This window comes from Phycicoccus sp. Soil802 (assembly GCF_001429605.1).
GTDB lineage: Bacteria > Actinomycetota > Actinomycetes > Actinomycetales > Dermatophilaceae > Pedococcus.
Window position 1 is genome coordinate 456,220 of the sequence record NZ_LMSS01000003.1, and the last position, 18,931, is coordinate 475,150.

An 18,931-nucleotide genomic window follows, 5' to 3' on the forward strand; every position below is an offset into this window, starting at 1 on the left:
CACCGTTCTGCGCCGCGGGCGGCTGCGGGGGGCTGCTGGCTGCCGGCTGCGGTCCGGTCCGTTCGGGCGCTGGACCCGTGGGGCGGCTGTCCGCGGGACGGTCCAGAATGGCCGGTGATGTCACGACCCGCTCCCGACGCCACGAGCTCCGACACGGACGGTGCCGACTTCAGCCTGCGCAGCATCGCGGTCCCGGCCTACGGGCCGACCATCATCGCGGCCATCGGCAGCGGCGCGATCGTGCCGATCGTGGCCCTCAGCGCGCTCGACCTCGGGGCGTCGCCCTCGGTCGCCGCGCTCACCGTCGGGCTGGGGCTGATCGCCGAGCTGTTCTTCGCGGTGCCGGCCGGGGCCCTGGTCCACCGGGTGGGGGAGCGTCGCGCGCTGCTGTGGGCGAGCGCCGTCGACGCGGTGGGAGCGTTCGTGGCGCTCACTGCACCCTCGCTCACCGTCCTCATGGCGACGGTGTTCGCGATGGGGTTCACCTCTTCCGTCTTCTCTGTGGCGCGGCAGGCCTACCTCATCGACGCCGTGCCGACCACGATGCGAGCGCGGGCGCTGTCCACGCTCGGCGGCGTGAACCGGATCGGCATGTTCATCGGGCCGTTCATCGGAGCGCCGATCATCCACTTCTGGGGTCCGCGCGCCGGTTTCGCGGTCGCGGTCGCGGCGGGTCTGGGCGCCGCTGCGCTGGTGCAGTTCGGGCCAGACCTGACCGCCGCACACGAGGCGCAGGCCAAGGCCGACCCAGGCGACCGCGTCCAGGTCAGCACCGCCCGAGTGCTCTGGGACCACCGCAGCACCTACCTCACCCTCGGGCTGGGCATCATGGTCATCGGTGCGGCCAGGTCCGCGCGCCTCGTGCTGCTGCCGCTGTGGGCCGAGCACGTCGGGCTCTCTGCCAGCACCACGGCGATCATCTTCGGCATCGTCGGCGGGGTGGAGATGCTGCTGTTCTACCCGGCCGGCTCGGTGATGGACCGGTTCGGCCGGATCTGGGTCGCGGTCCCCTGCGTCGTCCTGCTCGGCGTCGGGATGCTCTCGCTGCCCCTCACGCACAGCGCACTCGCCGTGACGCTCGTCGCCCTCGTCGCCGCGGTGGGCAACGGCATGGGGTCGGGCATCGTCATGACGCTCGGCGCCGACAGCGCGCCGGAGTGGGGGCGGTCGCAGTTCCTCGGCGGGTGGCGGTTCGTCTCCGTCGTCGGCGGTAGCGGCTCCCCTGCCCTGATCAGCCTCATCACCGCGCAGGCCGGGCTGGCCGCCGCCTGCGTCTCCCTGGGCGGCCTCGCGCTGGCGGGGACGGGCTGGCTGGCCTACTGGGTGCCCCGCTTCGACCCGGTGCGGCGAGCCGCTCGGGAAGGATCAGTGACGCGCTGACGGCCGCAGGTGAGAGGCTTGGGCCTGTGACCGACCTGATCGACACCACCGAGATGTACCTCAAGACGATCTTCGAGCTCGAGGAAGAGGGCATCACCCCCCTGCGCGCCCGCATCGCCGAGCGGCTGGGCCACTCCGGCCCGACCGTCTCGCAGACGGTGGCCCGCATGGAGCGCGACGGCCTGCTGAGCCTCGCCGGCGACCGCCACCTCGAGCTGTCCGACCACGGCCGCCTGCTGGCCACGCGGGTGATGCGCAAGCACCGCCTGGCCGAGCGGCTGCTCGTCGACGTGATCGGGCTCGAGTGGGAGTACGTCCACGACGAAGCCTGCCGCTGGGAGCACGTCATGTCCGAGCGGGTCGAGCGCAAGATCCTCGCCATGCTCAAGGACCACCACGACTCGCCCTACGGCAACCCCATCCCCGGGCTCGACGAGCTGGGCGACGAGGAGCCGACCGAGGGCTTCCGCACCGGCCTGAAGACCCTCACCGAGCTGGCCGGGGAGTTCCCCGAGACGGTCCTGGTCCGCCGGATCGGCGAGCCGGTCCAGGTCGACCACGAGGCGCTCAGCCTGCTCACCGTCGCCCGCCTACTGCCCGGCGAGCGGGTGCGGGTCCACCGCGCCGACGGCCGGGTCGTGGCCGTGCGCGAGGGCGCACCCGAGTCGACCGGCGTGTCCCTGCCCGACTAGGTCGCCCAGCACGTGTTCGGCGCGCTGGTCTGAGGCCTGGCCTGAGGGCCAGCTGGCGCGCCATTCGGCGGGCCGCTCAGATGAGCGCCCGGGTGCCAGGCCGCGGGCCTCTGACCTGCGGTTTTGAGCACGGCGACTGAACTGTGGGAGACGTCACCTTGGGGTTTCTTGGGCGCTCCGTGACCTCAACGTGACTTTCCGCGGGGCCTTGTGTACGGTGGCTGCGATTCCCTCACCCCCTAGGGGGAATCGGCTCGATGTGGAAACGCCTAGTCCTGTCACCACGCCCGAGTCCTTCAGTACAAACCGCTTGGCAGGAGCGGGGGACCCAACTTTGGGCCTTCTCTTCACGAAAAGGTCCTTGGGGTTAAGTCTCCACGCACGCGCCCGCAAGGTCGGGTGACAACCGTGGAGGCCGGGTGATCTACCTCCACCCGAACCCGACAGCTCACCTCGTAGGCGCTGGAGGTTCATCCATCGTGGCTTCACACAGTTCTGGCCGCCACCGCGCGCCGGGCCGTTTCAACCCCGTCTCCGAGTTGTCCGACATCGTGGCCAGCGCCGCGCAGCCGGCCGTCAAGACCTCAGCGGTCATCGCCGCTTCCGGTGGTCTTGTCGCCTCGTTCGCTCTTCCCGCCTCGGCCGCCAGTGCCGCTCCGGCCCCGCGGGCCAAGGGCGCCACCACCGCCGCGCCGGTCGCCGTCCAGGCCCCCGAGACCGCGGCTCCCGCGGCCTCCAGCGCCTTCGGCGTCATCGGCTTCAAGGCGACCGCCAAGCCGAAGCCCAAGCCGGTCGTGCGCGTCGTCCCCGAGCGCACCGTCCAGGCCGCCAGCCGGTCCACGGCTCGCAAGGACTACACCAGCCTCAAGCCCGCTGCCGGCGGGGTGCTGGCCATCGCGGCCCAGTACGAAGGCCTGATGTACTCCTACGGCGGCACCAGCCCGTCGACCGGCTTCGACTGCTCCGGCTTCACGCAGTACGTCTTCGGCCGGGTCGGCATCAGCCTCCCGCGCACCGCCGAGGAGCAGAAGCAGGCCACCACCCGCGTCTCGAACCCGCAGCCGGGAGACCTCGTCTTCTTCGGCAGCCCCGCCTACCACGTGGGCATCTACGCCGGGAACGGCATGATGTGGGACTCCCCGCGCAGCGGCAAGGCCGTCGCCCTCCGCTCGATCTGGTCCTCGAACGTCACCTACGGTCGTCCCTGACCCACGAGTTCGTCGAACAACGCGTCGAGCCACGCACCGCAGGCCCCCTCCGCTCCGGCGGCCGGGGGCCTGCGGCGTTACCCGTGGCGTTGGGCGGCGTCGGGCGAGGGGTTGGGCGCCTCGTGGGTATGCCGCGTGCTCACCCGGGTGCCCGTGCCCCATTTGCGCCGTCGTGTGAGGATGGAGCGATGAACGTGGGTGGACGGACGAACCTGGACGTAGCGATGAACCAAGCAACGAGCAACGCAGCAACGAGCAACGCAGTGGAGATCGATGTCTGGGCCGACGTGGTCTGCCCATGGTGCTACCTCGGCAAGCGGCGGCTCGAGCTCGCCATCGCCGAGAGCGCGCACCCGGCCGAGGTGACCGTGACCTACCACGCCTACGAGCTGGACCCGAAGGCCGCGCACAGCACCGGGGAGACGGTCCTGGCCTGGCTGGCCCAGCGCTACCGCACCGACCTCGACGGCGCCCGTGAGATCGCCGAGCGCCCGGCCGTGATGGGTCGCCCCGACGGCGTGCACATCGACGTCGACAAGCAGCTCCGCGCCAACTCCTTCGACGCCCACCGGCTGGTCGCCCTCGGTCTCGCCCAGGGTGGTCCGGCGCTCCAGGCGGCCGTCCTCGAGCGGTTCTACAGCGCGCACTTCTCCGAGGGCAAGGCCATCGACGACATCGAGACCCTGCAACGGCTCGGCGCGGAGGCAGGCCTCGACGGCCGCCGCGTCTCCGCGGTGCTGGCCGGCGACGAGTTCGCTGACCACGTGCGCGCCGACGAGGCCGCAGCAACCGACATCGGCATCACCGGGGTGCCCTTCTTCATCGCCAACCGCCGCGTGGCGCTCTCCGGGGCGCACACCCCCGAGGTGATCGGCCAGCTCATCGAGTCGGCCCTCAACGGCGACCACGAGTCGATGAGCGCCGGCGCCTGACCACCGCTAGGAAGTCGCGGCGAGGGCGGTCTCGAAGTTGCTCAGGGTCAGCCGGCTGAAGAGCACGAACCGCACCAGCTCGATCCCACCTGCGCTGGCTGCGTCCGCGTCAATACCCTCCGCGTCAACACCCTCCGCGGCGCCCAGCTCAGCCCGCACGGCGTCGACGGCGATCTGCGCCACGTCCGCCGAGTCCCAGCCGTAGACCCCCGCGCTCACCGCCGGGAACGCCACGCTCCGCGCCCCCACGTCGCGCGCGACCTGCAGGCTGCGCGTGAAGCACGACGCCAGCAGGGCGGGGTCGGTCTGGCCGCGGTGCCTGTTCGGCCCGACGGTGTGGATCACCCACTGCGCCGGCAGGTCGCCCGCCGACGTCGCCACGGCGTCGCCGACGTCGAGCCCGTCGCGGTGGGTGGTGTTCCGGACCCGCCGGCACGCCTCCAGCAACCGCGGCCCCGCGGCAGCGTGGATGGCGCCGTCGACCCCTCCTCCGCCGAGCAGTGAGGAGTTCGCGGCGTTGACGATGGCGTCGACGCCTTGGGTGGTGATGTCCCCCAGGACGGCTTCGATGGTGGCCATCCACCCACGGTATGCCGCGTGCGGCCCCGGACGCAGCGGCATACAGCGTGGGTCAAACCACAGCGCCAGGGGTTGACGGCGCGCCAAGGGTTGAGGCGAGCTAGGGGTTCACGGCAAGGAAGACGAACGCAGCGAGGAGCACGAGGTGCACGCCGCCCTGCAGCCGCGTCGCCCGCCCGGGCACCACGGTCAGCACGCTGACCACGACGGTGAGCGCGAGCAGCACCATCTGCACCGGTCCCAGCCCGAGCAGCAGCGGGCCGTCGAGCCAGATCGAGGCGATCGCGATCGCCGGGATGGTCAGGCCGATGCTGGCCATCGCCGACCCGAGCGCGAGGTTGAGGCTGGTCTGGATCCGGTTGCCGCGGGCCGCACGCGCGGCGGCGAGCGTCTCCGGCAGCAGCACGAGGAGCGCGATCACCACACCCACGAACGACTGCGGGAACCCAGCCGCCGCGACCCCTGACTCGATGGCCGGCGACTCGACCTTCGCCAGCCCCACGACGGCGACCAGCGAGACCAGCAGGAGGCCGAGGCTGGTCCAGGTCTCGCGGTTCGTGGGCGGCTCGGCGTGCTCGTCGTCGAGTGGTTCGCCGTCGTGGGCCACCGGCAGGAAGAAGTCGCGGTGCCGCCGGGTCTGGGTCGACACGAACATGCCGTAGAGCGCCAGCGAGATGACCGCCGCGAACACCAGCTGCGAGCTGGTGAACTCCGGACCCGGCGCGCTGGTCGTGAAGGTCGGCACCACCATCGTCATCACGGCCAGCGTGGTGACCGTGGCGAGCGCGGCACCGGTGCCCTCTGCGTTGAACGAGATCAGGCGGTACTTCACCGCCCCCACGAACAACGACAGCCCGACGATCCCGTTGCAGGTGATCATCACCGCCGCGAACACGGTGTCCCGGGCCAGCGACGCGGTGTCCTTGCCGCCGCTGATCATCAGCGTGACGATCAGCGCCACCTCGATGATCGTCACCGCGACGGCCAGCACCAGCGAGCCGAACGGTTCCCCGACCCGGTGCGCGACGACCTCCGCGTGGTGCACCGCAGCCAGCACGGCAGCAGCCAGCGCGGCCGCCACGATGATCACCGGAAGGGTGCCGAGGTGCCGCCCCCAGGTCAGCACGAGCGCGACGATGGCTATCAGTGGCGCGAGGGTGGTCCAGGCCAGAAGAGTCTTCGTGGTGCTGTCGCTGCTCAGATCTGTGCTCTTCGATTCGGTCCTGGTCGTTTTCGCGGCCATGCCCCATTCTCGCAGGTGCGCAGCGTCGTCCCCCAATCGTGCACTCGCCCCATCGCTACTACGGTCGGCGCATGACCTTCTCCATCGTCGGCCAGGTCGGTGACGCCTTCGGTGTCGCCGTCGCGAGCAAGTTCCCGTTCGTGGGGGCGGTCGTGCCCGAGGTGCGGCTGGGGGTCGGGGCCGTCGCGACCCAGGCCATGGCGCGGGTCGCCTACCGCTCGACCGCCCTCGACGCCCTCGCGGGTGGAGCCGCCGCTGAGCGGGCGGTGACCGCCTGCACCACGCCCGACCCCGACCGGGCGCACCGGCAGCTGGGTGTCGTCGGAGTCGACTCGCAGGCGACGTACACCGGCGAGTCCTGCCTGGACTGGGCCGGCGGCGTGTGCGGCCGCGACGCCACCGGCGGCTACGCCATCCAGGGCAACATCCTCACCGGGCCCGACGTGGTCTCCGAGATGGAGGCCGCGTGGCTGGCCTCCGCGGGCCAGTCCCTCACCGACCGCCTCATCGCGGCCCTGCTCGCCGGCGACGCAGCCGGCGGCGACTCGCGGGGCCGCCAAGGCGCTGCCCTGTATGCCGTGCAGCCAGGCGCCGGGTACGACCACTGCGGGGTGCTCGCCGACCTCCGCGTCGACGACCACGCGGACGCGCCCCAGGAGCTCGCCCGCCTGCTGCGGATGAACGACCTGACCTTCGGTGGCCCCGAGGACGTCAGCCCGCTCGAGGGCGAGCTCGCCGACGAGGTGGCCGTGCGGCTCTCGTCGCTGGGTTACTCCGGCGAGACGTCAAGCGCCTTGACGTCGTGGGCCAGCGAGGCGAACTACGAGATGCGGATGACCCCCGACGGCATCGATGCCAAGGTCCTGCAAGCCCTCCGCGACGCCACCCCGGACGCCTGACGGAGAAGAGAACTCAGTCGCTGGTCGGGTCAGCGGTTGGTTCTGGTGTGGCCGTCGGTTCGGGTTTGGCGGTCGGGTCCGGGTTGACGGTCGGCTCTGGATGTCCAGTCGGTCCTGGTTGGGCCGCAGGGTCAGCGCTCCGCTGCCGACGACGCTCCCGCTCGCGCTCGATCTGCTCGGCCTCCAGCCGCTCCCGCTCGAGCCGCTGCCGCTTCGCCTCCTGCGTCTGCGCCTCGGCCCGCTCGCGCACCTTCCGCAGGAACTCCGCGTCGTCGTCCGGGTTCGTCGGCACGAACCGCCCCGGCCGCTCGTACTCCGGGTACGCCGAACCGGTGTTCCCCTTGTACGGCAGGCCCCGCTGCGGCGTCTGCGGTCGCCCGGCGACCAGCCACGCCACGGCCCCCACGATCGAGGTGATGAGCACGACGAAGATCCAGGTCACCTTGGGCAGGTTCCTGATCCGCGACTCATCGGTCATGATCACGTCGAAGAGGCAGTAGATCCACAACGCCGTGCCCAGGATCCCCAACCCCAGTTCTGCTCTGATCACGCCGCGATATTGGCACAGTCGCGAGCGCCGAGACGGCAAATCGGGGGATTTGCGCCCGTCCCCGACCAGCGACGTGGCAGTCAGCGCTGCAGGCCAGCTCTCAGCTCAGCGCTTGAGGATGCGGGCTTCCCAGGGGCGGAGGGTGGCGGTCGGCGCGGTGGGTTCACCGAGGTTGCCGAGCAGGAGGGTGGCCGACTCCCAGCCGTCGAGATCGAGCGTGCCCTCCAGGCCGGGGCCAGCGAGGTCGAGGTCCCCGCTCGAGAAGTTGGCGAGCACCAGCAGGTCGACGCCCTCGTGCGACCGCGTGAACGCGTACAGCGTCTCGTGGTCGGGCGCCAGCAGGTGGAAGTCGCCGTGCGCGATCGCCGGCTCGGTGTGGCGCAGCTCGATCACCCGGCGGTAGTGGTGGAACACCGAGTCGTCGTCGGCCACCGCGGCCGCCGCGTTGATCTCCTGGTAGTTGGGATTCGTCCGGGACCAGGGCGTCCCGGTCGTGAATCCCGCATGCGCGCTGTCGTCCCACTGCATGGGCGAGCGGGCGTTGTCGCGGCTGCCCAGCCTCAGGTTCGCCAGGATGCTCTCGACGTCGCCGCCCGCGCCCGACGCGAGCCGGTAGTAGTTGACCGACTCGATGTCGAGGAAGTCGTCGGCGGAAGCGAAGGGCACGTTCGTCATCCCGAGCTCCTCGCCCTGGTAGACGTAGGGCGTGCCTCGGTGCAGGTGCAGGACCGTGCCGAGCAGCTTCGCCGAGGCGACCCGGTGCTCAGGCGCGTCGGACCCGAACCGCGACACCGCACGCGGCTGGTCGTGGTTGTTCCAGTAGAGCGAGTTCCAGCCGACCTCGGCGAGCGCGTCCTGCCACCGGCCGAGTGACGCCTTGAGGTCGCGCAGGTCGACCCGGCTCCGGTCCCACTTGTGCGCACCGATGTCGAGCCCCACGTGCTCGAACTGGAACACCATGTCGACCTCGCGCCGCTCCGGGTCGGTGTAGAGGATCGCGTCCTCGACGGTGACGCCCGGCATCTCGCCGACGGTCAGCAGCTTCTCGGCGCGCCCCTCGAAGACCGCCGCGTGCATCTCCTGGAGGAACTCGTGGATGCGCGGCCCGTTCAGGAAGTGCGGCGTGCCGTCCCCGAGCTGCGGCGTGGCGGCCAGCGGCTTTCCGTCGGGCAGCGACGTCACCTTGGAGATCATGTTGATGACGTCCATCCGGAACCCGTCGATCCCGCGGTCCAGCCACCACCGCATCATCGCGTAGACGGCCTCGCGCACCTCCGGGTTCTCCCAGTTGAGGTCGGGCTGCTTCCGGCTGAACAGGTGCAGGTAGTACTCGCCGGTCGCCTCGTCGAGCTCCCAGGCAGGCCCGCTGAAGAACGACTCCCAGTTGGTCGGCTCGGCACCCTCCTCGCCGGCGGTGTGGCCGTCGCGGGCGGTCCGCCACCAGTACCAGTCGCGCTTCGGGTTGTCCTTGCTCGACCGCGACTCCACGAACCACGGGTGCTCGTCGGAGGTGTGGTTGACCACGAGGTCCATGACGATGCGTATGCCGCGGGCGTGGGCCTGCGCGACCAGCTCGTCGACGTCGGCAAGGGTGCCGAAGGTCGGGTCGATGTCCTGGTAGTCGGCGATGTCGTAGCCGTTGTCGTCCTGCGGACTGGTGTAGATCGGCGACAGCCAGACCACATCGACCCCGAGCTGCTGGAGGTAGTCGAGCCGGCTGATGATGCCGGGCACGTCACCGATGCCGTCACCGTCGGAGTCCTGGAAGCTGCGCGGGTAGATCTGGTAGACGACAGCTTCGCGGAACCACTGGTCATCGGTCATGGGCGGAAGCCTTCCGTGCAGTGGTGTCGGCGGCAAGCGGATCTCGCGTGAGGGCAGGCTCCGGCTATGTCCGCCGGTGGATGGTGACTCGTTTGCGGCCGCCGGGGTCTCGGGTGATCTGGTGGTGGAAACCGGGGTGGTGCATCCGGCGGTGGTGGAACCCGCAGAGCGGGACCGCGTTGTCGAGGTCGGTCGCACCGCCGGTGGCCCAGGGGTCGTGGTGGTGGTGTTCGGTCCAGGCGTAGGGGCGGTCGCAGTCGTCGGCGGCGCAGGAGTCGTAGGTCATCGACAGGGCGNCCGCCGGTGGCCCAGGGGTCGTGGTGGTGGTGTTCGGTCCAGGCGTAGGGGCGGTCGCAGTCGTCGGCGGCGCAGGAGTCGTAGGTCATCGACAGGGCGACCCGTTGGGCTTCGGTGAAGAAGCGTTGGGTGCGGCCGAGGTCGAGCAGCTGGGACTGGCCGTCGAGGACGGCCGGCAGCAGGCCGGCCCCGCAGGCCAGNCCGTTGGGCTTCGGTGAAGAAGCGTTGGGTGCGGCCGAGGTCGAGCAGCTGGGACTGGCCGTCGAGGACGGCCGGCAGCAGGCCGGCCCCGCAGGCCAGTCGGCGCGCTTCGGAGGTGGAGAGGTCGTGGCCGGTGTCGAGGTGGGCCGCGCCGAGCGAGGCCTTGAGCTGGTCGTGGTCGAGCGTGACCAGGACGGTGGCGTTGACCTTGCCGGAGAGGTGGTCGGTGGGCAGGTGCTCGAGGAGCTCGACGAAGGCCCGCCCGTACTTCTGGGACCAGTCGAGGTCCTCGGCGCGGAACGCGTCCCAGGTCGCCTCGGCGACCTGGCCGGCGGTCAACGCGGAGCCGTGCGACGCCGCTCGCGCCTTGGCGTCCCGGGCCGCCTGCTGGGCGAACCGGCGCGGCGACGCCATCTGCTGCACGACCTTCTTGAGGATGGTGGCGGCGAGGGTGGGCACGGTGAAATGTCCGGCGGTGGTGCCGTCGTGGTTGTCGTGCAGGGTCAGCCTGGTCGCGGCGAGGGCGTGCTCCTCCTCGCCGCGCAGCACCGCGTCCTCGTGGGCGTCGACCTCGGCCCGGGACCGCTGCGCCGCCTCCAGGGCTCGTCGGCTCCTCCTCGCCGCGCAGCACCGCGTCCTCGTGGGCGTCGACCTCGGCCCGGGACCGCTGCGCCGCCTCCAGGGCTCGTCGGGCCTTGCGCCGCAACGCCGCCGGGTCGACCCGCTTGGCCACCGCCACGAGCGACTCCTCGATCGCAGCTCGTTCGACTTCGGCCAGTCCAGCAGGCAGCTGCTGGGTGGCGGTCGCGATCACCCTGGCGTGCTCGGTGGTCACCTCGCCCTCGCCCAACGCCGCCTTGGTGGCCGTCAGCCCGTCGTCGAGGGCGGTCGCCAGCGAGACCTCCCGTGCGGCGGACGCGCCATCCCGTCGGGACCGGGCGGCCAGCCACGCCGCGGTGCCGGTCATCCCGGCGTCGGCGGCGACGGGTGACTTGTCGACCGTGGCGACGAGCGAGAGCTCCATCGCCTCCAGCCGGGTCCTGGCCCGCTGGACATCGCCGAGGAGGCGCGACGCGGCATACCCATCGAGGTCGTCAACGGGAGCACAGCGGTCGAGCACGGTGTGCACCTGACGCACCGCATCGGCGGCCGCCAGGGGCGGCGCCGGGTTGATGGGTGCGATGGCCATGCCTCATCATATTCGAACATACGTTCGAACGTCAACCCATGAAGGTGGTCATTTCTGCGCACTCGTTGACCCACACCCTCGCATGGCGGACGATCAACCCAACGGATGAGGGGGAGTCAAGCGCACCCGCGACGAGCGACGGGCCGACGAGTACGGCGACATGAGGCCCGGCTCGTTCAAGGTCACGCCGGGCATCGGTGGCGACGTCGACGGTGGCACCGGCGCGGTCTGAGCCTCGAGGGCGGCTCAGCGCCCAGGCCTGGGGATGCCGCGTGGTCAGGATGAGGAGGGTGCGGCCGCCTCGATGAGGCGGGTGAGGCCGTCGCGCATGGCTTCGAGCTCGGAGAGCTCCATGCCGAGGCGGTCGATGATCGCGGGCGGGATGCGTTCGGCACGCTTGCGCGCCGCGGCTCCCTTGCGCGTCAGGGAGACGGCCAGGGCGCGGTCGTCGAGCGGGTCGCGTCCACGGGTGACCATGCCGCTTGCTTCCAGCCGCTTGAGCAGCGGCGAGAGGGTGGCCGGCTCCAGGCTGAGTCGGGTAGCCAGCTCGCTGACCCGCAAGGGTGAGTCCTCCCAGAGGGCGAGCATGACGAGGTACTGCGGATGGGTCAGCCCCATCGGCTCGAGCAGCGGCCGGTAGAGCGCGATCACGTTGCGCGACGCGACCGCCAGGGCGAAGCAGACCTGGCGGTCGAGCTGGAGGAGGTCGGTCCCGTCAGCGGGCGACGGGCGGCGAGCACTCTTCGTCGATGCAGTCACGATTTCGAGTCTAGCCCGACCGGGGCTATCGTTAGTGCAGCGATAGTTAGCCCACTAAGTAATACGGACGCAGACCAAGGGAGAGCAGATGAGCAAGGCTGATCGCGAAGGACTGTCGTGGGGATACCGACTCGGCTACCGGGTCAAGTGGATCGGTATGCACCTGTACGGCCCCGCGCAGCTCGGTGACGCCGAGGACCCGCACCGCCGGCTCGAGCGGCAGCGCGCAGCCAGGGTCGCAGCGGCCAGGCTGGCCCGCGAGACGGGTCAGTAGCAGCCGTTGACCGTGGCGGCGAGCATGTCGATGTTCTGTCGCATGACCGTCGTCGAGGTCGGGTTGCCGTTGATGATGAACGCGAACGCCTTGATGCGCCCGTCCTTGCCGATCGTCCAGCCGGCCAGCGCCACCGCGTCCCTCAGCGTGCCGGTCTTCGCGTAGACCTTGCCGGCGGCGCACTTCGACGTGCTCGCGGTGAACCGGTCGTAGGACGCCCTCAGCGTGCCGGTCATGCCGGCCTGCGGCAGCCCCGGGCTGGACCGCAGGATCCGGAACGGCACCCGGTTGGCCGGCTCGAACGTGTTCTTGACCATCTTCGCGAGCTGGATGCTGGTCAGTCGGTCGCTGCGCGACAACCCCGACCCGTCGTAGATCGCCGTCGCGGCAAGGCCTTCGTAGGTCAGGCCCTTCTTGGCGGCGGAGCTGGCAGCTGACCACGTCTTGCCGGCGCCGGAACGCACGCCGACGAGCCGGTGCAACGCCTCGGCGTGCTCGTTGTCCGACTCCATCATCATCCGCGTGACGATCTGGTCGACCGTCTGCCCCGCGGAGGTCGCGAGGACCGGGTTGGCGGTCGACGCGGTGCCACGAGTGACGCTGGCGACGGTGATCCCGTAGGTCTTGAGCTTCGCCGCGAAGATCTTGGCCGCGTCGATGGTGGTGTCACTGACCTGGCGCTGGTCGACGACGAGCGCGCGCAGCCACGTGGTCTCGTCGGGGATGTAGGTCGAGGGCCAGCCCGTCGCGAGGCTCGGCGCGGCGAAGAGGGTGTCATCGGCATACAGGCGCACGCGCAGCTGGCCGTTGGCCTTCATGGCGTACGCGGTCTGCTTGGCCAGCGACACCAGCTGCGTCGACGAGAGCGCGGGGTCGCCGGAGCCGATCAGGACCACCTGGTCGGCCTGGGTGCCGCGACGGACGGTGGTGGTGAAGCGGTAGGTGGGGCCGAAGCGGCGCAGCGCGTTCGTGGCCGCGACGAACTTGATCGTCGACGCCGGCTTGAGCGCGGTGTTGCCGTTCTTGCTCCACAGCAGCTTGCCGGTGCGCGCGTCCATGACCGCGCCGCTGAACTGCGTCCCGAACCGCGCCGTGGTCGCCCGGGCGGTCAGCTTGCTGACGATGCGGGCGTCGGCAGCGGACGGCTCGTATGCCGTGACGAGCGTCGGTGCGCTTACAGCGGCCGCCGTGGTGGTGACCGTCGTGGTGGTGGCCGTGGCGGCGGGGGAGGCCGTGGCGGTCGGCGCGACCAGCGCGGTGGCGGCCAGGGCTGCGACGACGGCGGAGGAGGTCAGGAGGGAACGCGCGCGTGTGGTCATGCCGAGTCCTTGGGGGTGTGCCGCGGCTGGGGAGGCTGAGGCGGGTGTGGCGTCGGGGGTGTGGCGAAGGTACCCCCACCCCCGTGGTCGTGGGGGCTTTCGACCGATTTTCACAGCGTTTCTGGCCGTTCACCCGAGGTTGGCTTGCGAGGCTCCGGCGCGGCTGGCTCAGACGTCGACGAAGAGCTGGATCGTGGTCGTGGCGCCGACCTCGAGCCCCTCGGCTCGTCGCACCGCGGCCTTGAGCGGCACGATGTAGCGACCGTCCTTGGGCCACAACGACGTCGTCCAGTCGGTGCCGCCGATGCTGACGCGCACCGGGATCATCCCCCAGCCGTAGCTGACCAGCCCGGCCGTCGCGTCGAGCGCGTCGCAGAGCTCCTCGGGCACGGTGACGAAGTGGAACGGTGACGGACCCTTCCAGTGCCAGATCTCTCCGGTGAACTCCAGCTCCATGACGTAGCTCAGTAGTGGGCCAGGGCCAGCTCGAGCAGCGCTGACTCGACCTCGTGGTCGAGCTCGAGCCCGCGGAGCCGGGCGGCTGCGTCCGTCGGCCCGTCAGCTTCCTTGACGAGGTCGAAGGCGGTGCGCTTGAGGTTGTGGTCCATCCGCGCCCGGTCGAGGACTTGCCGCAGCTGCTCGACGGTCCGGCTCCAGTCGAACGGCTCGACCTCGCCCAGCGTGACGGTGACGCCCGCAGTGGTGTCTACGGCGCCCAGGCTGTACCGCGTGCCGACACTGGTCGACTCGGCATCGACGCTCGTGTCGCCTTGTGTCGCAACGGCGTTGGCACCGAGCAGCACCACGGACCAGTCGCGCGAAGCGGGCAGCACGTCCGTGTCCCCGGTGGCGGGCGCCACCGTGAGCGTCCCACTGGTGTCGTCCCAGGTGATCGTCGTGACGGCGGTGCGGGCGTCGGCGCTGCCGTCGTCCTCCACGAGCTCGAAACGACCATCCGCTCCGGGTGCGACCACCAGCTCGAGCCGATCGGGGAGCTCGGTGCCGACGTTCTGGTCCTCGCCACCGGCCAGGGGGAGGATGCCGCCGGCCCGGAGCAGGACCGGCAGCGTCTCCATCGGGCGGTGCAGCCGGAGCTGGCGCCCGCCGCGGTAGCGCGTGCCGGTGAAGAGGTCGGTCCAGTCGCCCTCGGGCAGCCAGGCCTGCACGCTGCCGAGTCCCAGGGTGCGCTGCTGCGGGGTGGTGATAGGGGCGACGACGAGCTCGGTCCCGAACCGGAACTGCGTCGGCACGTCGTACGACTCGTCGGCGCCGGGGTCGCCCCAGTACATCGGCTCCACCAGCGGTGCCGCGTCGCGTGCCGCCCGGGCGTTCATGGTGTGCAGGTAGGGGATCAGCCGGTGGCGCAGTCGCAGGAAGGTGTCGATGGTGGCGCGCGGCTCGGCCGGGAAGTTCCACGGCTCCTTGCGGATGAAGGGATGCAGCGACGAGTGCAGTCGCATGATCGGCGAGAAGACGCCGAGCTGCACCCAGCGCACGGTGAGGTCGTCGTCGCGGCTGCCGTACCAGTGGCCGCCGATGTCGTGGCTCCACCAGCCGTAGCCGATGTTCGAGGCGCTCGCGGTGAAGTAAGGCTGGAAGTCGAGGGAGTCCCAGGTGATGTGGGTGTCGCCGGAGAAGCCGACGGGGTAGCGGTGGCTGCCCGGACCGGCATACCGGGAGAAGGTCAGCGGCAGCTGGCCGCGGCGCGCGGAGTCGTTGAAGTGCTCGATGTTCAACAGCCACAACGGATCCACACCGGGCGTGCGGCTGAACGAGCCCTGCTGCCAGTCCAGCCACCAGAAGTCGACGCCCTCGTCCTCGAGCGGGTGGTGGAGCCGGGTGAAGTACGACTCCATGAAGCGGGCGTCGGTGGGGTCGAACGGGATCGCTCGCTCGGTGGCCGGGTCGACACCCATGTCCTCGGCGACCTGCGGGTAGGCGTCCTCGAACGCGCGGACGCCGTCGGCCGGGTGCACGTTGAGCGTCACGGCGAGGCCGCGACGGTGCAGTTCGGCGAGGAAGGCGGGCGGGTCCGGGAAGAGGTCCTTGTTCCACGAGTAGCCAGTCCATCCCTTGCCGAACCGCGGCTCGATGTCGACCCAGTGCCAGTCCATGTCGATCACCGCGACCGACAGCGGCACCTGCTCCTTCTCGAACGCGTCCATCACCTCGAGGTACTCCGCCGCGGAGTAGGGGTGGTAGCGGCTCCACCAGTTGCCCAGCGCCCACCGGGGGAGCATCGGCACATCGCCCGACACCGCGTAGAGGTCGGCGACGGCGGCGCGGTAGTCGTGGCCACGCGCGAAGACGTAGAGGTCGGTGGCGCCTTGCTTCCGAGGTGCGGCTGCGCCGTCCTCGATGAGGAACGACTCGGAGTCGTCGATGACCGCGATCCCGTTGCGCGACACCACTCCCGGGCCAAGCGGCACCGCCCCGTCGATGTCGTCGAGCGTGCGCGCCGTGCCGCCGAGCCCGTCGGCCGGCTCGCCGAACCGCCACTGCACGGTGTGCTCATCTGGCGTCGCCGCGATGCCAGTGACCACGAGCCCACTGGCGCTGAAGGGCAAGCCGTCATAGGCCAGGTGGAGGAAGTCGGTCGTGAGCTCGACCCGCGCGCCGTCCCGGTGCACCTCGACGTCGGGGGTGGGCAGCGCGCGGTTGACCGCGAACGTGCTGGCGCGGTCCTCGAAAGTGCCCTCGTCAGACCACTCGAGGCGCACCAGGCCGGGGGTGAGGACGGTGATCCGCCAGTGCTCGCCTTGCACGACCGAGTCGGGGTTCGCGACCGGGTTGCCGGGGACCGTGAGTCGTGAGGCCACGGGAGCCGTCCTTCGCCATCGAGGGTGGGGTAGCGTGCGCGTCTCACGCTATCGACGCCGCCACCACCCGCAACAGGCGTGTCCCGTTCACCCTCTGGGCGGTCCCTCACGTTCCAGCAGCTGGTCCTCGACGACTGTGTCGGAACCAGTGAGGACATAACTGCCGATAGCTGCCTCGAAAGCGTACGTCTCTACCGTCACGGTGATCGTCGCCGGCCCGCTGTTGAAGGCGATCAGCTGCGAACGTGGCAGCCCCGCGCCTCGGGTGCCGGGGGAGGTCGTGAGGGGCTCGCCGGTGCAGTCAGGGCCGCCTTGGAATGTCGTGCCCTGCACGTGCTTCTGGCGGACGCCCAACGTGACCGTGACCACTTCACCGGGGTCGCACACGTACGTGACAGGGACCGACGCGGCATATCCGTTGGTGGTTGCTTGTCCCACATCCACGATCGCAACCGCGGCGGATGCAGGTAACGCAACCCAGACACTGAGAGCGACCCCTACGAGAGTGCTCAAGAGTCCGCGTGCCGTCGCTCTCATGACGGCCTCCTCCCCATGACAGGGCATTCGTGCGACTCCCCACAAGCCGCAGGACGGTGGGTTGCCCGAAACGGTAGAGCAGCCACCCAAGGATCACTTCGTCCTTCGGGACTACGTCTGGTGATGGTTTCTTGACTGCGGTCAAGCCTGCTTGACTCCGGGCGAGTGAGTGCTTGGAGGTTGATGATGCGACGAATCATCGCTGTCGTGGTTGCGTGCGTGCTCCTGACGTTGGGTCTACCGGTAGCCGCGCAAGCTGCTGGCGGTGGCGCGACAGTCACAGGCGGCGCGATCCAGTTCCGCCTCGACACGTGCTACGAGCAGGAGGGGTGGGCGACCATCTGCCAGCAAGTGCATCTCGTGGGCAACTTTCGGGCGCTGCCGAGCGGCTCGTTCCTGATCACGCAGGCGGTCACCAACACGATCACGATCAAGGACGTGGTGGCCCCCGGTTTGCAGGAGAGCACCACTACGGAGCAGTACGTCACCCAGCAATTCGCCAGCGTCGACTCCGCGGGTCGCTCCTTCGAGACCCACAGGACCACACTGAGCGACGGGCACTCGACGTGCACGACGACGTACACAGTCAACGTCGTGGGCGACACGGTAGTCGTCGCCGCCGACCCGCAAACCCGCTGCCACAGCTGAAGGAGCAGGCGCTCGGGCGGGCTTGAGTCGTCCTGTGGGCCACGGCCGTAGACCCCGTGACGACCCACTCTGGCCCCGCGGCTGGTGACGTGCATGGAGAGAGGGAGGACAGTCAGGGGTAACCCGTTGCAGGAGGCGGATACCCAAAGGAGATGTCATGCCGTCGTTTCCGAGAGTGATCCGTCGGGTCTTGCCGCAGCCCTGGAGCAGATCCCTGCTCGTCGCACTGATCCTGTGGCTTGTGGCGCTGGTCGCCACGCAGATGCCGTTGTTCCTCAATGCTCCGGAGCCGTCCGCGTCTGACTACGACCTGGTCGCCCAGCTCGCGGCCGCCATGGTGGTTGCCACCGTCGTGTTGGGGTTCGCCATTGGCTGGACGAGACGTGCGGCGAGCATCGTGCGGTGCGCGCTCTACGGCGCGTTCGTGCTGACAGTCACCCAGTTCGTGCTCACCCACTGGGTGCCCGAGGGCGGCGACCCCATCTTCCCCATGCCCGTCAACTTCGTCATCGCCCTGGTGTTCAGGGGGATCCAGCTCGGCTTACTGCTCCTCCTTGGCTCCCTCGCCGCTGCCGGCGCTCGCCGCTTGCTGCCGACGCGCGCGGCGCACCCCGTGTCGTAGGCGGCACCGCTCTCGCGCATGGACAGAGCAGAGCCCGTAGCGAGAGCGGCCACGAGGAGAGAGTCGGCGCCCCAGTTCGAACGTCGGCGCTGTGGCGCTTCGCGTCAGTCCGACTGCGCTCGTGGGCTGCCGAGATCCGCGACGTGGGCGGCGAGGTCGCCGGCCACGCGCTCTGGGCTCTCCCAGTAGAAGGCGTGTCCCGCCCCGGGGTAGACCAGGAGTCGTGAGTTGGGGATTGCGGCCGTCATTGACTCCTGGTCGCTCCGGGGAAGGATTGCGTCCTGGTCCCCCCAGACGACCAGCGTCGGAGCGTTGATGTGGTGAAGCTCCCGGAAGGAGTTGTCCTCCAGGAGTCCCTTGAAGGTCGCTGTCCACACCCGCGCCGGGGGTTTGAGGTTCTCCTGAACGATGGTCTCGAAGAACGGGGCCGGGACCGGTTGGGCAAGGCAGCTCTGCGCGAAATCGCGGACGAGCTGGGGATCGATGGGATCTGTCAGCGTGGCCAGTGTCGAGTGCCACAGCTCGAGAAGATCCGGCTTGCCCTGCAGGGTTGCTGGGGAGCCCAACAGCACCAGCCCCAGCGTTCGCTCAGGGTGGTCAATCGCCAGTCTGCGGCCGATGAAACCCCCGCTGGAGCCGCCCGCGAAGACCGCTGCCTCGACGGCAACGGCATCTAGGAACGCGAGCATGTCCGCCGCGAAATCCGCAGGCCGATAGCCGGTTGCTGGGCGGGTCGCGTCGCCGTGGCCCCGCTGCGTTGGCACGAAGGCGTGGATGGAGTCGGGCAGATGGGCCAGGACGCGTTCGAAGCTGTGCCACGAGTCTGCGATCGCGTGCAGGAACAGCATGGGCACGCCCGCCGGATCCCCCTGTTCCGCATACGGAAGCGTCACCCCGGTGGGGAGCCGAACAGACTTGAGGACGGGTGCCATGGCGACCACCTCGGGATTTCTTGCGCC

The 18,931-nt window shown here is 70.1% G+C and carries 18 protein-coding genes, 1 pseudogene and 1 riboswitch; of the genes and pseudogenes, 8 read left to right on the top strand and 11 right to left on the bottom strand.

The window, feature by feature from the left end:
- The first annotated feature begins 117 nt into the window (after positions 1–117).
- The 4 genes from ASG91_RS08770 (at position 118) to ASG91_RS08785 (ending at position 4,212) form a co-directional block, all read left to right on the top strand.
- On the top strand, positions 118–1,380 hold the full coding sequence (locus tag ASG91_RS08770) for an MFS transporter (RefSeq protein WP_056922234.1): 1,263 nt from the start codon (positions 118–120) through the stop codon (positions 1,378–1,380).
- Between the two features lie 26 nt (positions 1,381–1,406).
- The gene (locus ASG91_RS08775; protein ID WP_056922235.1) at positions 1,407–2,072 is read left to right on the top strand and encodes a metal-dependent transcriptional regulator; all 666 of its coding nucleotides are present in this window, start codon (positions 1,407–1,409) and stop codon (positions 2,070–2,072) included.
- A 256-nt stretch (positions 2,073–2,328) separates the two neighbouring features.
- Positions 2,329–2,545, top strand: a riboswitch (cyclic di-AMP (ydaO/yuaA leader).
- Positions 2,546–2,551: 6 nt separating this feature from the next.
- Positions 2,552–3,280: a C40 family peptidase gene (locus ASG91_RS08780; RefSeq protein WP_082592300.1), complete on the top strand. Its 729-nt coding sequence runs from the start codon at positions 2,552–2,554 to the stop codon at positions 3,278–3,280.
- Between the two features lie 263 nt (positions 3,281–3,543).
- Positions 3,544–4,212 carry a DsbA family oxidoreductase gene (locus tag ASG91_RS08785; RefSeq protein ID WP_056922237.1) on the top strand — a complete coding sequence of 223 codons (669 nt, stop codon included), beginning with the start codon at positions 3,544–3,546 and terminating at the stop codon, positions 4,210–4,212.
- 6 nt (positions 4,213–4,218) lie between these two features.
- Here the strand turns inward: ASG91_RS08785 and ASG91_RS08790 are convergent, their stop codons facing one another.
- Positions 4,219–4,791, bottom strand: coding sequence for an O-acetyl-ADP-ribose deacetylase (locus ASG91_RS08790; RefSeq protein WP_056922238.1), 573 nt, complete (start codon positions 4,789–4,791; stop codon positions 4,219–4,221).
- Positions 4,792–4,891: 100 nt separating this feature from the next.
- Positions 4,892–6,034, bottom strand: coding sequence for a calcium:proton antiporter (locus tag ASG91_RS08795; protein ID WP_082594023.1), 1,143 nt, complete (start codon positions 6,032–6,034; stop codon positions 4,892–4,894).
- A 71-nt stretch (positions 6,035–6,105) separates the two neighbouring features.
- Between ASG91_RS08795 and ASG91_RS08800 the strand changes: the two genes are divergently transcribed.
- Entirely contained in the window at positions 6,106–6,933 is an 828-nt protein-coding gene (locus ASG91_RS08800; protein ID WP_056922239.1) for a DUF1028 domain-containing protein, read from the top strand.
- Between the two features lie 13 nt (positions 6,934–6,946).
- Here ASG91_RS08800 and ASG91_RS08805 read toward each other — a convergent pair whose 3' ends face one another.
- The 5 genes and pseudogenes from ASG91_RS08805 to ASG91_RS08830 all read right to left on the bottom strand — a co-directional run bounded on the left by ASG91_RS08805 (position 6,947) and on the right by ASG91_RS08830 (position 11,753).
- Positions 6,947–7,483: a PLD nuclease N-terminal domain-containing protein gene (locus ASG91_RS08805; protein WP_082594024.1), complete on the bottom strand. Its 537-nt coding sequence runs from the start codon at positions 7,481–7,483 to the stop codon at positions 6,947–6,949.
- Positions 7,484–7,588: 105 nt separating this feature from the next.
- Positions 7,589–9,307 (bottom strand): alpha-glucosidase, encoded by a 1,719-nt coding sequence (locus ASG91_RS08810; protein WP_056922240.1) that lies wholly within the window; start codon positions 9,305–9,307, stop codon positions 7,589–7,591.
- Between the two features lie 64 nt (positions 9,308–9,371).
- Complete coding sequence (locus ASG91_RS21440) at positions 9,372–9,593, bottom strand: HNH endonuclease signature motif containing protein (RefSeq protein WP_056922241.1); 222 nt, start codon at positions 9,591–9,593, stop codon at positions 9,372–9,374.
- A gap of 212 nt (positions 9,594–9,805) precedes the next feature.
- Positions 9,806–10,994: pseudogene (locus tag ASG91_RS21445) on the bottom strand (DUF222 domain-containing protein); the annotation flags it as partial.
- Between the two features lie 276 nt (positions 10,995–11,270).
- Entirely contained in the window at positions 11,271–11,753 is a 483-nt protein-coding gene (locus tag ASG91_RS08830) for a MarR family winged helix-turn-helix transcriptional regulator (protein WP_056922244.1), read from the bottom strand.
- A gap of 88 nt (positions 11,754–11,841) precedes the next feature.
- On the opposite strand from ASG91_RS08830, the gene ASG91_RS08835 reads away from it, so the two are divergent.
- Positions 11,842–12,027: a hypothetical protein gene (locus tag ASG91_RS08835; RefSeq protein ID WP_056922245.1), complete on the top strand. Its 186-nt coding sequence runs from the start codon at positions 11,842–11,844 to the stop codon at positions 12,025–12,027.
- On the opposite strand, the gene ASG91_RS08840 is transcribed toward ASG91_RS08835, so the two are convergent.
- The 3 genes from ASG91_RS08840 to ASG91_RS08850 form a co-directional block, all read right to left on the bottom strand.
- Positions 12,021–13,346: a D-alanyl-D-alanine carboxypeptidase/D-alanyl-D-alanine-endopeptidase gene (locus ASG91_RS08840; protein ID WP_056922246.1), complete on the bottom strand. Its 1,326-nt coding sequence runs from the start codon at positions 13,344–13,346 to the stop codon at positions 12,021–12,023. The genes ASG91_RS08835 and ASG91_RS08840 overlap by 7 nt on opposite strands.
- Before the next feature lie 168 nt (positions 13,347–13,514).
- Positions 13,515–13,802 carry a DUF1905 domain-containing protein gene (locus ASG91_RS08845; RefSeq protein WP_056922247.1) on the bottom strand — a complete coding sequence of 96 codons (288 nt, stop codon included), beginning with the start codon at positions 13,800–13,802 and terminating at the stop codon, positions 13,515–13,517.
- 8 nt (positions 13,803–13,810) lie between these two features.
- Positions 13,811–16,165: a glycoside hydrolase family 31 protein gene (locus ASG91_RS08850; RefSeq protein WP_056922248.1), complete on the bottom strand. Its 2,355-nt coding sequence runs from the start codon at positions 16,163–16,165 to the stop codon at positions 13,811–13,813.
- A 723-nt stretch (positions 16,166–16,888) separates the two neighbouring features.
- Between ASG91_RS08850 and ASG91_RS08860 the strand changes: the two genes are divergently transcribed.
- Both ASG91_RS08860 and ASG91_RS08865 read left to right on the top strand, forming a co-directional pair.
- On the top strand, positions 16,889–17,350 hold the full coding sequence (locus ASG91_RS08860) for a hypothetical protein (RefSeq protein WP_157606236.1): 462 nt from the start codon (positions 16,889–16,891) through the stop codon (positions 17,348–17,350).
- Positions 17,351–17,507: 157 nt separating this feature from the next.
- A complete protein-coding gene (locus ASG91_RS08865) occupies positions 17,508–17,972 on the top strand; it encodes a hypothetical protein (protein WP_056922251.1) in 465 nt (154 codons plus the stop codon).
- A gap of 104 nt (positions 17,973–18,076) precedes the next feature.
- Here the strand turns inward: ASG91_RS08865 and ASG91_RS08870 are convergent, their stop codons facing one another.
- The gene (locus tag ASG91_RS08870) at positions 18,077–18,904 is read right to left on the bottom strand and encodes an alpha/beta fold hydrolase (RefSeq protein WP_056922252.1); all 828 of its coding nucleotides are present in this window, start codon (positions 18,902–18,904) and stop codon (positions 18,077–18,079) included.
- Positions 18,905–18,931: the final 27 nt, after the last annotated feature.